This is a genomic window from Pseudomonas sp. D5(2026) (genome assembly GCF_057766845.1).
The window spans coordinates 1,145,591-1,158,148 of the sequence record NZ_CM173421.1; the positions used below are offsets into that span (position 1 = coordinate 1,145,591).

General features: G+C 60.5%; 15 protein-coding genes. 6 read left to right on the forward strand and 9 right to left on the reverse strand.

The annotated features are described in order from the left end of the window. Positions 1-56 precede the first annotated feature (56 nt). Both AC3B5Q_RS05280 and AC3B5Q_RS05285 read left to right on the forward strand, forming a co-directional pair. Positions 57-1,010, forward strand: coding sequence for a flagellar protein MotY (locus AC3B5Q_RS05280; protein ID WP_021781973.1), 954 nt, complete (start codon positions 57-59; stop codon positions 1,008-1,010). Positions 1,011-1,177: 167 nt separating this feature from the next. Further along, on the forward strand, positions 1,178-2,395 hold the full coding sequence (locus AC3B5Q_RS05285; protein ID WP_021781974.1) for an argininosuccinate synthase: 1,218 nt from the start codon (positions 1,178-1,180) through the stop codon (positions 2,393-2,395). A 66-nt stretch (positions 2,396-2,461) separates the two neighbouring features. Here AC3B5Q_RS05285 and AC3B5Q_RS05290 read toward each other — a convergent pair whose 3' ends face one another. Next, complete coding sequence (locus AC3B5Q_RS05290) at positions 2,462-2,944, reverse strand: hypothetical protein (protein ID WP_021781975.1); 483 nt, start codon at positions 2,942-2,944, stop codon at positions 2,462-2,464. A gap of 368 nt (positions 2,945-3,312) precedes the next feature. Between AC3B5Q_RS05290 and AC3B5Q_RS05295 the strand changes: the two genes are divergently transcribed. Next, the gene (locus AC3B5Q_RS05295) at positions 3,313-3,936 is read left to right on the forward strand and encodes a response regulator transcription factor (protein ID WP_021781976.1); all 624 of its coding nucleotides are present in this window, start codon (positions 3,313-3,315) and stop codon (positions 3,934-3,936) included. Between the two features lie 70 nt (positions 3,937-4,006). Here the strand turns inward: AC3B5Q_RS05295 and AC3B5Q_RS05300 are convergent, their stop codons facing one another. From AC3B5Q_RS05300 to metG, 7 genes are all read right to left on the reverse strand, one after another. Beyond that, positions 4,007-4,183 (reverse strand): PA3496 family putative envelope integrity protein, encoded by a 177-nt coding sequence (locus AC3B5Q_RS05300; RefSeq protein WP_003254937.1) that lies wholly within the window; start codon positions 4,181-4,183, stop codon positions 4,007-4,009. Between the two features lie 104 nt (positions 4,184-4,287). Continuing rightward, complete coding sequence (gene nth / locus AC3B5Q_RS05305; protein WP_010952257.1) at positions 4,288-4,926, reverse strand: endonuclease III; 639 nt, start codon at positions 4,924-4,926, stop codon at positions 4,288-4,290. A 4-nt stretch (positions 4,927-4,930) separates the two neighbouring features. After that, positions 4,931-5,455, reverse strand: coding sequence for an Rnf-Nqr domain containing protein (locus AC3B5Q_RS05310; RefSeq protein WP_021781977.1), 525 nt, complete (start codon positions 5,453-5,455; stop codon positions 4,931-4,933). Further along, positions 5,448-6,050, reverse strand: coding sequence for an RnfABCDGE type electron transport complex subunit G (locus AC3B5Q_RS05315; protein ID WP_021781978.1), 603 nt, complete (start codon positions 6,048-6,050; stop codon positions 5,448-5,450). Before AC3B5Q_RS05315 ends, AC3B5Q_RS05310 begins: the two co-directional genes overlap by 8 nt. Next, the gene (locus AC3B5Q_RS05320) at positions 6,047-7,018 is read right to left on the reverse strand and encodes an RnfABCDGE type electron transport complex subunit D (RefSeq protein ID WP_021781979.1); all 972 of its coding nucleotides are present in this window, start codon (positions 7,016-7,018) and stop codon (positions 6,047-6,049) included. The genes AC3B5Q_RS05315 and AC3B5Q_RS05320 overlap by 4 nt, the downstream gene beginning before the upstream one ends. After that, on the reverse strand, positions 7,015-7,563 hold the full coding sequence (locus AC3B5Q_RS05325; protein ID WP_103443569.1) for an Rnf-Nqr domain containing protein: 549 nt from the start codon (positions 7,561-7,563) through the stop codon (positions 7,015-7,017). The genes AC3B5Q_RS05320 and AC3B5Q_RS05325 overlap by 4 nt, the downstream gene beginning before the upstream one ends. A gap of 105 nt (positions 7,564-7,668) precedes the next feature. Next, positions 7,669-9,708, reverse strand: coding sequence for a methionine--tRNA ligase (metG, locus tag AC3B5Q_RS05330; protein ID WP_279934807.1), 2,040 nt, complete (start codon positions 9,706-9,708; stop codon positions 7,669-7,671). Between the two features lie 158 nt (positions 9,709-9,866). Here metG and apbC point away from each other — a divergent pair, with 158 nt between their 5' ends. Further along, positions 9,867-10,961: an iron-sulfur cluster carrier protein ApbC gene (apbC, locus tag AC3B5Q_RS05335; RefSeq protein WP_084850138.1), complete on the forward strand. Its 1,095-nt coding sequence runs from the start codon at positions 9,867-9,869 to the stop codon at positions 10,959-10,961. A gap of 166 nt (positions 10,962-11,127) precedes the next feature. Here apbC and AC3B5Q_RS05340 read toward each other — a convergent pair whose 3' ends face one another. Next, entirely contained in the window at positions 11,128-11,337 is a 210-nt protein-coding gene (locus tag AC3B5Q_RS05340; protein ID WP_003254922.1) for a cold-shock protein, read from the reverse strand. A gap of 327 nt (positions 11,338-11,664) precedes the next feature. Here AC3B5Q_RS05340 and dcd point away from each other — a divergent pair, with 327 nt between their 5' ends. Next, positions 11,665-12,231, forward strand: a complete 567-nt coding sequence (gene dcd, locus AC3B5Q_RS05345) for a dCTP deaminase (RefSeq protein WP_003254920.1) — start codon at positions 11,665-11,667, stop codon at positions 12,229-12,231. A 94-nt stretch (positions 12,232-12,325) separates the two neighbouring features. Then, positions 12,326-12,553 carry a hypothetical protein gene (locus AC3B5Q_RS05350; protein WP_021781983.1) on the forward strand — a complete coding sequence of 76 codons (228 nt, stop codon included), beginning with the start codon at positions 12,326-12,328 and terminating at the stop codon, positions 12,551-12,553. The last annotated feature ends 5 nt before the right edge of the window (positions 12,554-12,558 follow it).

Consider the following 12,558-nt stretch of genomic DNA (forward strand, 5'->3'; position numbering starts at 1 on the left):
TTCCGCGCGGCGTCCGATAGCCTGCTGGTAAGCCGTCAGAAATTGTGGAGCCGCCCGTGCGCCAGCGTTACCTAGCCCTGTTGACCCTGTTCGCCAGCCTGCCGGCCGGCGCACTGACTTTCCAGACGCGCATGGAGAACATTGCCTGGCAGGTCGAGGGTGACCAGTTCGAGTGTCGTCTGAGCCAACCGATCGAAGGTTTCGGCAGCGGTACGTTCGTGCGCCGGGCAGGCGAGCAGCCGGTGTTCCAGCTGCGTTCGGACAGCAACGTACTGGGTGCCGGCACCGCCAGCCTGCTGGCCGCGGCAGCGCCTTGGCAACCTGGGCGTGGCGATATCAACCTGGGCCATGTGCGCATGGCCCGCAGCGGTGTGCTGTTCAGCTCCTCCCAGGGGCAGGCCAGCCGGCTGATCAACGGTTTGCTCGACGGGCGTAGCACCGTCGTGCGCAACTACACCGGTGAGGCGGGCAGGCCGATGGAGGTGCGGGTGCTGCCGGTCAGCTTCGCCAAAGCCTACAATGACTATCAGGTCTGTGCCGGCAAGCTGTTGCCGATGAACTATGACCAGGTGCGCCAGACTCAAGTGGGCTTCCCTGGGGGCGGTTACGAGCTGGATGCAGCAGCCAAGGCGCGGCTGGAGGTGATTGTCGACTACCTGAAGGCCGACCCTACGGTTAACCATATCGAGCTCAACGGCCACTCCGACAACAGTGGCAACCGCCTGACCAACCGCGACCTGTCGCGCCGCCGCGCATTGGCCGTGGCCGATTACTTCAAGGCTCACGGTGTGCCGCAAGAGCAGATTACTGTGCGCTTCCATGGTGAGCGTTATCCGCTGGCGAAGAACAACAGTGCATCGAACCGGGCGCGTAATCGGCGGGTGAATATCGAGCTGGATCGGGTGGCGGAGGTTGAAAAGGCGGTGGAAAAACCGGTTGAGCCCGTGTCGCCGGCTGCTCCCGCTCCAGCCGTTCCGGCTGCTCCCGCGTCGGGGGCGAAGGCGCCCTGAGACCGGATGGGGCGCCAACCCTTGCGTCAAATTTCCGTGTTGATCTGGCAAGTCGCCCTTCCGACAATTTCTGTCGCTTTGTCGTCAGAAGCTGTCGCCCCACTGTAAATTTATCCGCAACGCCGGTAGAATCGGTCCCTTTCCGTACAACCCCGTGGAGTGATGGCATGGCGGACGTAAAAAAGGTCGTACTGGCGTATTCCGGCGGCCTTGATACTTCGGTGATTCTCAAGTGGCTGCAGGATACCTACAACTGCGAAGTGGTGACCTTCACCGCTGACCTGGGTCAGGGCGAAGAGGTCGAACCGGCTCGTGCCAAGGCCCAGGCAATGGGCGTTAAAGAGATCTACATCGACGACCTGCGCGAAGAGTTCGTGCGTGACTTCGTGTTCCCGATGTTCCGCGCCAACACCGTCTACGAAGGCGAGTACCTGCTGGGTACTTCCATCGCCCGTCCGCTGATCGCCAAGCGCCTGATCGAAATCGCCAACGAAACCGGCGCCGACGCCATTTCCCATGGCGCCACCGGCAAGGGTAACGACCAGGTGCGCTTCGAGCTGGGTGCCTATGCCCTGAAGCCAGGCGTCAAGGTCATCGCCCCATGGCGCGAGTGGGACCTGCTGTCCCGCGAAAAGCTGATGGACTACGCCGAGAAGCACGGCATCCCGATCGAGCGCCACGGCAAGAAGAAGTCGCCGTACTCGATGGACGCCAACCTGCTGCACATCTCCTATGAAGGCGGTGTCCTGGAAGATACCTGGACCGAGCACGAAGAAGACATGTGGCGCTGGAGTGTCTCGCCTGAGAACGCCCCGGACCAGGCTACCTATATCGAGCTGACCTACCGCAATGGTGACATCGTTGCCATCGACGGCGTCGAGAAATCCCCGGCTACCGTTCTGGCCGACCTGAACCGTATCGGTGGTGCCAACGGCATCGGCCGCCTGGACATCGTCGAAAACCGGTACGTCGGCATGAAGTCGCGCGGTTGCTACGAAACGCCTGGCGGTACCATCATGCTCAAGGCCCACCGTGCCATCGAGTCGATCACCCTGGACCGCGAAGTCGCTCACCTGAAAGATGAGCTGATGCCCAAGTATGCCAGCCTGATCTACACCGGCTACTGGTGGAGCCCGGAGCGTCTGATGCTGCAGCAGATGATCGATGCTTCGCAGGTGAACGTGAATGGTGTGGTGCGCCTGAAGCTGTACAAGGGCAATGTGACCGTGGTTGGCCGCAAGTCGGACGATTCGCTGTTCGATGCCAACATCGCCACCTTTGAAGAAGATGGTGGTGCCTACAACCAGGAAGACGCTGCTGGCTTCATCAAGCTCAACGCGCTGCGTATGCGCATTGCCGCCAACAAGGGCCGTTCGCTGCTCTGATTGCTGGTGTGCGTGAAAACCCCGGCTCAGTCCGGGGTTTTTTATGCCTGCGCAAAGGCGAGTCGTTCAACTTCGAGGGTTCACATCATCGCCCTCAAGTGCGCTGATCGAAAGCTGCGCACATTGACGTCTATCCAGATTACAAAAGCGCCAGACTCGCGCCGGCTCGGGGGGGTGGGCAAGAGCGTGCAAGAGTTGTTGTTCCATCATGCGACAGGCGTCGGGGCCGGAGAACATGAATGTAACAGGCTCGCCCTGTACCGCCTCACGGGCATCATTGGCAATAGCGGGTGTGGCCGCACTGTTCAGTGCTGGCGTGTTTTCGTGTACAGGGTTGTTGGGGAGCGGGCTGTAGAACGACTTGTAATTGAAGTTGAGCGTCAGAAAAAACAGTGCCGTCAGAAAGAATGGAAAACCTACCAGGAACCAGGTGTAGAGCTTTTGGCTGGACTCGCCGAGAAATGGCAGTGTGGCAAGGGCGGAGGCTTCGATAATCCCCGCGAAGATGGCAATGATCGTCAGCGGGGCGACAGGTTGTGCTTGGGTCATAGGGGCCGTCTCCAGCGGTTTTGTCCATCTTTACCTTACTGCTGTACTCAACTAAAGGCTGGATTCTTTCCCGGGGGAGGAATGATCGTCAGAGAACCTAGTTGTGTTGATTTTTCAACGCGTTCGAGTCGGAAGTTCTCCTCTGCTGAAGATCAGTATTCAACTGGTGCGTTTATGTTAGTGGGTGGTACCGTTTCTTTCGGTAATAAGTAATTTGTTTGTTACAACCATAGTCTTAATGTGTAGGAAGTTTCTGTAAGCTCTGTAGGTTTTGTCTGTCCATGGCTTTCACTGGTAAATCGCCGCGCCAGCAAGCGTCCTGTCGGTTATCGTGGCGTGCCAAAGCAACAACAATGTATGGATATCGCATGAATAAAGTGCTTATCGTGGATGATCATCCGGTCATACGCCTGGCCGTACGCATGCTGATGGAGCGGCATGGGTATGACGTTGTGGCGGAGACTGACAATGGGGTGGCTGCGCTGCAGCTGACACGGCAACACCTGCCGGATATTGTGGTGCTGGATATCGGTATCCCGAAACTGGATGGCCTGGAGGTGATCGCCCGCATGGCGACATTCAGCCCGGGTAGCAAGGTGCTGGTGCTGACGTCGCAGGCTCCCGGTAACTTTTCGATGCGCTGCATGCAGGCGGGGGCGGCGGGTTACGTGTGCAAGCAGCAGGAGCTTACCGAGCTGCTTAGCGCTATCAAGGCTGTGTTGTCGGGTTACAGCTACTTCCCCAACCAGGCCTTGCATGCGTCACGTGGCAGGGGCGCGAGCAGTGAGACGGATATGGTGAATCGCCTTTCTGCGCGAGAGATGACCGTGCTGCAACAACTGGCGCGAGGGCGTTCGAACAAGGAGATTGCCGACAGCATGTACCTCAGCAACAAGACGGTCAGTACCTACAAGTCGCGGCTCTTGCTCAAGCTCAATGCACGGTCACTGGTTGACCTGATCGAGCTGGCGCAACGGCAAGGTTTGAACTGACCGCCAGGCCTTGAAGCCTCCAGCCAGGAGGCTTTGCCAAGGCTAACGATCCATGACTAAAGGGCCAGAACTAAAGGTCGTAATCGAAATCGGCCAGCTGCTTCTGCAGGCGCCGTTCTTCTAGCATGTTGTCGATGGTGCGGCGTTTGCTCAGGTTGGTCTTTGCGGTTTCAACCTGTGGTTCCGCGTCATCGTCTGCGGCAACAAAATCATCATCGATCGACAGGTCGTCTTTATCGGTACTCATGAGTCGCTCCAAGCCAAGGGGCCATTGGCCGTCCTTATAACCAGAAAGCAGACGCTGGTAAAAAAGATTTTTTCAATCGACGTGATTGGTTTCTGCCTATCGGCTCAATCGTCGGAGGTTTTGTGCTTGTACTCGCACAAATCTTCGATCCTGCAGCTGCCGCACCGTGGCTTGCGCGCCTGGCACACATAGCGCCCGTGCAGGATCAGCCAGTGGTGGGCATCGAGCAGGTAATCCTTTGGTACGAACTTGAGCAGTTTCTTTTCCACTTCCAGCACCGTTTTACCTGGCGCGATACCCGTGCGGTTACTCACCCGGAAGATATGGGTGTCCACTGCCATCGCCGGTTGGCGAAACGCGGTGTTAAGCACCACGTTGGCGGTTTTACGGCCGACGCCGGGCAGCGCTTCCAACGCTTCGCGGGTTTGCGGTACCTGGCTGTCGTGGCGCTCGATCAGCAGCCGGCACGCTTCTATGACATTCTTGGCCTTGCTGTTGTAGAGGCCGATGGTCTTGATGTATTCGCTAAGGCCTTCAACGCCCAGGGCATAGATGGCCTCGGGGGTGTTGGCGACGGGGAACAGGCGGGCAGTGGCCTTGTTGACGCCGACGTCGGTGGATTGCGCGGACAGTGTCACGGCGACCAGCAGTTCAAACGGGGTCGTGTAGGCCAGTTCGGTCTTTGGGTCGGGGTTGTCTTCGTGCAGCCTGCGAAAAATCTCCAGGCGTTTGGCGGCATTCATGAAATCAGGGCTTTCCTTGACGATGTGGATGGGCAGAGCCCGGACGCAGGCGATTGTACAAGGCCAACAGCAATCCCAGCAGCAGTAGCGCACCGGGGGCGAGGCTGGCCAGGTGCAGCTCGGTATGGTCAGCCAGCCATTGGCGGCTGGCGCCCAGCAGCAGGCAACTGGCAAAGACAGCGCCGAGGTGCTTTGCGAGCACGTGCCAGCGGCGTTGGTCAGGAAGCAGATGGTCACTGGCCAGGCATTGCAGGCACAACAATGCGGGATAGTGACCCAGTGCAATGGCCAGTGGTAGCAGCCAGGCCCGCATGGCCAACTGCAGGCAGCTGGCCAGAGCTGCCAGTAGCAGCAGGCTGGCCAGTACATATGCCCAGCTGGCGACGCGTTTACGCAGGGGGGCCAGCAACAGTTGGTGCAGGCATCCCATCACCACTGCGCACAGGCCGATGGCCGCGCCTTCACCCAGCGTTCGGGTGGCGCCCAACAGGGGAGCGAGGCTCATGGCCAGCAGGCAAAACCTATTCATGCGCGGCGCCCTCCAGCCATACACTACGCTGCTCATCGAAATAATTCAGTGCGTCCTGCAACGCGGCGATCACTGCCCGCGAGGTCACGGTTGCGCCGGCCAACTGGTCAAAATCACCCTGGTCCCGCTTTAGCGCCCAGTGATCGCCCTGATGGCGGTTGTCGAACTGTTTCAGCCACTGCAGCTGTGGGTCAGCCAGGTGAGCGCCCAGCCCGGGACTTTCCTGTTGTTCGACGACCTGGCTGCCGATCAGCCGGCCGTCTGTGGCGATCGCGACGCTCAGCACGATTGGCCCGACATATCCCTGCGCCTGTGTGACCAGAACTATGGCGCTTGGCTTGCCTGCCATAGTGGCACGGTAAGCCGCCAGGATACGGCTGTTGGGCCGCTGTGCGGCGGGCCTTGGCAGTGGGCTTTCCAGGGGCTGGTTGTCATAGCTGCCTTCGGGCAGCACGGCCAGCCGCTGGCGGCTTTGCATTTGTTTTTCGGCGCTGGCGATGGCCGGGCTGGTCCACTGCCGCCAGGCCAGGGTGACTGACACTGCCAATACTCCAGTCAGTAGCAGCAGGCCCACATCCCGAGCTCCATGCTTCATCGGGCTGCCTGCTGACGTTGCACAGCCACGCGCTCGAGTGCCGGTGCCAAAAGGTTCATCAGCAGGACGGCGAACGCGGTGCCATCCGGGTAGCTGCCCCAGGTACGAATCAGGTAGATGAGCAGCCCTGTTCCCAGGCCGAAGCACAACTTGGCCCAGTCGTTTCTGGGGCCGGACACCGGCTCGGTCGCAATGAAGAATGCTGCCAGCATGGTCGAGCCGGAAAACAGGTGCAGCAAAGGCGAGCCATTGGAGTCCGACCCCGAACCATTCCAGCCCAACAGGCTGAATATCAATAGCCCTGCCAGCAAACCTGCCGGTGCATGCCAACTGATCACCTTGCGCTGCAACAAAAACAGGCCGCCAAGCAGGAATGCCAGGTTGACCCATTCGCTGCCTGCCCCACCAATGCTGCCAAAGCCCGGATGGCTGGCAAACAGCTCGTCAATGGTCAGGCTGCGGTTGTGGCGTAGGCCGTCGAGCAATGTCGGACGGGCCCAGGCATCAATCTGATCGCCCCCAGCGAACACCTGCTGCAGGCTGTCGAGCAGGCCCGGGGCCTGTGCCGGCCAATGGTTCATCTGCAATGGGAAGCTGAGCAGCACGAAGGCGTAACCCACCATGGCCGGATTGAACAGATTTCGCCCGACCCCACCATAGGCCTGCTTGCCGATGCCGATCGCAACACATGCCGCGATGACCGGCAGCCACCATGGCGCCAGGGTGGGCAGGGCGGCCGCCAGTAGCACGGCGGTTACCAGTGCGCTGCCGTCGTTTAGCGCCTGGCTCAGTGATTGATTGCGCAGTGCCAGCAGCAATGCTTCGCACAGCAGCGCGGCACTGGCACACAGCAACAGGTTCAGCACCATGCCCCAGCCATGCAGCCACATTAGCGCCAGCAGTCCAGGCGTGCAGGCGAGCAACACCAGGCCCATGCTGGTGCGCAGGCGCGGATCGGGGCTGCTCATTGGCCAAACATCCCGTTGAAGCCGGAAAACGCCATGGCCATTACCCCGGCACCGATCAATTGGATGGGCAGGCCGCGCAGCGCGTCGGGGATATCGGCGTGGACGCTGCGCTGGTGCAGGTCGGCGAACACCATCAGCGTCAGCCAGAAGCCGCCAGCCGTCAGCAAGCCTTGGAGTAGCGCGGTTGGCCAGCTGACGTCGTCGCTTGCCTGTTGTAGAGCCACCCCAAGCGCTGCGGCATTGCTCAACAGCAGCGCTGGCAACCCCACTACGGGCCAGGTTGGGCGCCACTTGGCCAGTAGCCAGGGCAGGCCCCAGGCGAGCAAAGCCAGCCAAGGCAATAGCAGGAACAGGGCAAGATCGTGGATGTGCAACGGGGCAAGTACGGCGTACGCCAGCAGTTGCGCGCCGATTACGCCCAAGGCAATGCACAGGGCGCATGCCAGGCCGTGCACCTGTAGTTGCAACCCGGAGAGTGGCTGTCTGAGCAGGCACAGGTGATTGATCAGTGCGGCGCTGATCAGGACCAGGATGTAGTCATTCATGAGATGACGATAGCCGGGAATCAGGGCGATTGTCCGGATTTGACATGAAGGGGCCTGCGTATTGTGGGAGCGGGCAGGCCGCTCCCACAATGGCCCGCAGGGGAGTTACTTGATGCGCTGGCCTGGCTTGGCGCCGCTGTCCGGGCTCAGCAGGTAGATTTCTTCACCGCCAGGGCCGGCAGCCATGACCATGCCCTCGGACACGCCAAAGCGCATCTTCCGTGGTTTGAGGTTGGCTACCATCATGGTCAGGCGGCCTTCCAGCTTGGACGGGTCTGGGTAGGCCGACTTGATGCCGGAGAACACGTTGCGGCGCTCGTCACCAATGTCCAGGGTCAGTTGCAGCAGCTTGTCGGCACCCGCTACGGCTTCAGCCTTGACGATCAGCGCCACACGCAGGTCGACGGCCGCGAAGGTATCGAACTCGATCTCTGCCGACAGCGGGTCCTTGGTCAGTTCGCCATTGCCCGCCGGGGCATTGGCTTCGGCAGCCAGCAGGTCCTCCTTGCTGGCAGCGATCATGGCTTCGACCTTGGCCGGCTCGATACGGCTCATCAGGGCCTTGAACGGGTTAAGCGGGTGGTTTTCCAGGCGTGTCAGGTGGTCGTTCCAGGTCAGCGGGGCCACGTTGAGGAATGCCTCGGCATCAGCAGCCAGCACCGGAAGTACCGGTTTGAGGAAGATCACCAGCTGGCGGAACAGGTTGATGCCTTGGGCGCAGATGGCCTGGACTTCATCCTGCTTGCCTTCCTGCTTGGCCAGTGACCACGGTGCCTTGTCGGCGATCCAGGCGTTGGCGCGGTCGGCCAGTGCCATGATTTCGCGCATGGCGCGGCCAAAGTCACGGGCCTCATAGGCTTCGGCGATGGAGGGCGCGGCAGCCAGGAAGGCTTCGGTCAGCTCAGGCGCGGCATCACCGCCTACCATCACGCCTTCGTTGCCCTTGTGGATGAAACCGGCGCAACGGCTGGCAATGTTGACGACCTTGCCGACCAGGTCGGAGTTGACCTTCTGCACGAAGTCTTCCAGGTTCAGGTCCAGGTCGTCGACGCCACGGCCCAGCTTGGCCGCATAGTAGTAACGCAGGTATTCCGGCTGCAGGTGGTCCAGATAGGTGCGGGCCTTGATGAAGGTGCCGCGCGACTTGGACATCTTGGCGCCGTTGACCGTCAGGTAGCCGTGCACGTTGACCGCGGTCGGCTTGCGGAAGCCGGCGCCTTCGAGCATGGCTGGCCAGAACAGGGCGTGGAAGTTGACGATATCCTTGCCGATGAAGTGGTACAGCTCGGCCTTGGAGCCCTCGTTCCAGAAGGCGTCGAAGTCCAGTTCCGGGCGGCGTGCGCAGAGGTTCTTGAAGCTGGCCATGTAGCCGATCGGCGCATCCAGCCATACGTAGAAGTACTTGCCAGGCTCACCCGGGATCTCGAAGCCGAAGTACGGCGCGTCGCGGGAGATATCCCACTCCTGCAGGCCGGAATCCAGCCATTCCGCCAGCTTGTTGGCTACCGCGTCCTGCAGGGTGCCGCTTCGGGTCCATTGCTGCAGCATGGCCTGGAAGTCTGGCAGCTTGAAGAAGAAGTGCTGGGAATCACGCAGTACCGGGGTGGCACCGGAGATCGCTGACTTGGGGTTCTTCAGCTCGGTAGGTGCGTAAGTGGCGCCGCATTTTTCGCAGTTGTCGCCGTACTGGTCTTCGGCCGCGCACTTCGGGCAGGTGCCCTTGATGAAGCGGTCGGCGAGGAACATGCCTTTTTCCGGGTCGAAGTACTGGGTCACCGAACGGGTGGCGATGTGCCCGGCTTCACGCAGGCGCGAGTAGATCAGGCTCGACAGCTCGCGGTTCTCTTCACTGTGGGTGGAGTGGAAGTTGTCGAAATCCACCAGGAAGTCGGCGAAATCGCTGCTGTGCTCGGCCTGGACGTTGGCGATCAGCTGTTCCGGGGTGATGCCTTCCTTTTCGGCGCGCAGCATGATGGCCGAACCGTGGGCGTCATCGGCGCAGACATAGATGCACTGGTTGCCGCGCAGCTTCTGGAAGCGCACCCACATGTCCGTCTGGATGTACTCCAGCATATGGCCGAGATGGATCGATCCATTGGCATAGGGCAGGGCGCTGGTGACGAGAATCTGGCGTGGCTCGGACATGGTGGCTCGGCTACTTATCTGGCTACGGGGTAAAAATGAGGATGATCGGCCACTATAAAGGGCTGGCGAAGATATTTCACCCCGCAAGCGTATCTGCTGACGATTGACGGGTTAGGATAGGCGGCTGTTTTACATTCAGTTTGCCAATGGGAGTCTCCATGAGTGCCGTCACCCGTGCCGCCGTTGAAGGCGTGCTTCGCCAGTACACCGACCCCTACCTGAACCAGGACCCGGTCAGCGCCGGCTGCGTGCGCGCCATCGATATCCAGGGCGGGCAGGTCAGCGTGCAGTTGCAGTTGGGTTATGCCGCTGGGCTGTTCAAGAACGGCTGGGCCCAGGTGCTGCAGACCGCCATCGGCGGCCTTGAGGGTGTCACTGGTGCCCAAGTTTCGATCGACTGCGTGGTGGCTGCGCACAAGGCCCAGGCCCAAGTGCCAGCCATGGCCAACGTCAAGAACATCATCGCCGTGGCCTCGGGCAAGGGCGGTGTGGGCAAGTCGACCACCGCAGCCAACCTGGCCTTGGCCTTCGCGCGCGAGGGTGCCCGGGTAGGTATCCTCGATGCCGATATCTACGGCCCCAGCCAGGGTGTGATGTTCGGCATTGCCGAGGGTACCCGTCCACAGATTCGCGAGCAGAAGTGGTTCGTGCCGATCAAGGCACACGGCGTGGAAGTCATGTCCATGGCCTTCCTCACCGACGACAACACGCCGATGGTATGGCGTGGCCCGATGGTGTCGGGCGCGCTGCTGCAACTGGTCACCCAGACCGCCTGGGATGACCTGGATTACCTGGTGATCGATATGCCACCGGGTACCGGTGACATCCAGCTGACCCTGGCACAAAAGGTGCCGGTGGTCGGTTCGGTGATCGTCACCACGCCGCAGGACCTTGCTCTGCTGGATGCCAAGAAGGGCGTGGAAATGTTCCGTAAGGTCAACATTCCGGTGCTGGGCGTGGTCGAGAACATGGCTGTGCATATCTGCTCGAATTGCGGCCATGCCGAACACCTGTTCGGTGAAGGTGGCGGCGAGAAGCTGGCCAGCCAGTATGGCGTCGACCTGCTGGCGTCGCTGCCGTTGTCGATGCTGATCCGTGAGCAGGCCGACAGCGGCAAGCCGACTGCGATTGCCGAGCCGGAAAGCCAGATTGCCATGGTTTACCAGGAACTGGCCCGCCAGGTGGGCGCGCGGATCGTGCTGCAGGAAGCAGCGGCACCGGCAATGCCGAGCATTACCATCAGCGAAGACTGACCTGTCATACCGGGTTTGCCCGCACACAGCGACTGCGCCGCACTTGAAATCTGTGCAGTCCCTGGGGAGCGGGTGAGCCTGCGAAGAGGCCAGCGCCTATTTCGAGCAGGCATGAAAAAACCCGCCAGAAGGCGGGTTTTTTTGAAAGCTAGGAAGCTAGATCGACTTAGGCGATCTGAACTTCTTCAGCCTGCATGCCTTTCTGGCCGCGGGTAGCGACGAAAGTAACAGCCTGGCCTTCTTTCAGGGTTTTGAAGCCGTCAGCTTGGATGGCTTTGAAGTGCACGAACAGGTCGTCGCCCGACTGAGGGGTGATGAAGCCGTAGCCTTTCTCATCGTTGAACCACTTAACAACACCGGATTGACGGTTGGACATTTTTCTGTCTCCTTGGACAATTTGATAACGGTCAGGAAAAACCCTGCCCGGGACTGAGCGCAAAGAGAGCAGAAAATTCAGCGATGGGCCGATCAGGATCGTGCATCAAACTAGAGATTCTCGGTGTCACGTGCAGCACAGTGGCAACACCTTACCCCACTTTCCGCAACCTGCCAATGGTCAGAAGACGCTTTAGGCAAATTCGGATCGGCGGCGGCTGCAGCCCCCACCCGGCGCGGGATGTGGGATGGAACTTTAACCTGGGCGCCGGGACCGGTAATATGCGCGTCACGATTTTCACCTCGCAACTCTTCAGGACACCCCGCCATGAGCATCAAATCGGACAAGTGGATTCGCCGCATGGCGCAGGAACACGGCATGATCGAGCCCTTCGTCGAGCGCCAGGTGCGCGGCGAGCAGGACAACCGCGTGATCTCCTTCGGCGTCTCCAGCTATGGCTACGACGTACGCTGCGCCGACGAATTCAAGGTGTTCACCAACATCAACTCGGCTACCGTCGATCCGAAAAATTTCGATGCTGGCAGCTTCGTCGATATCAAGAGCGACGTGTGCATCATCCCGCCAAACTCTTTCGCCCTGGCGCGCACTGTCGAATATTTCCGTATTCCCCGTGACGTGCTGACCATTTGCCTGGGCAAGAGCACTTACGCCCGTTGCGGCATCATCGTCAACGTCACGCCGCTCGAGCCCGAGTGGGAAGGCCACGTGACGTTGGAGTTCTCCAACACCACCACGCTGCCGGCGAAGATCTACGCCAACGAAGGCGTGGCGCAGATGCTGTTCTTGCAGTCCGACGAAGAGTGCGAAGTGTCGTACAAGGACCGTGGCGGCAAATACCAGGGCCAGCGCGGCGTCACCCTGCCGCGTACCTGAGCCGACAAGCGCGGGGAATTACCCGCGCCTTTGGCACTCCAACGAAGTAACGCCGGTGTGCATGATGTGCATCGGCTTTCGTCAGGAGCAGCCAATGAAACTCCATCCCGCAATCAGTGCCAAGCTGGCAGGCCTGCAGCCCAATCACGTAGGGTTGTTGCCCTGGTCACTGCTGGCGCACCCGCTGCCCATGCAGGCGGGGGGCGTGCCTCATCAACCTGACCCCGATACTCCACAACCGCCAGAGCCCGGTGAGACGCCACCCATGGAGCCAGGCGAGCCGACCTTGCCGGACGAGGCGCCTCCCGCCCCTGTTGCCTGAGCGTC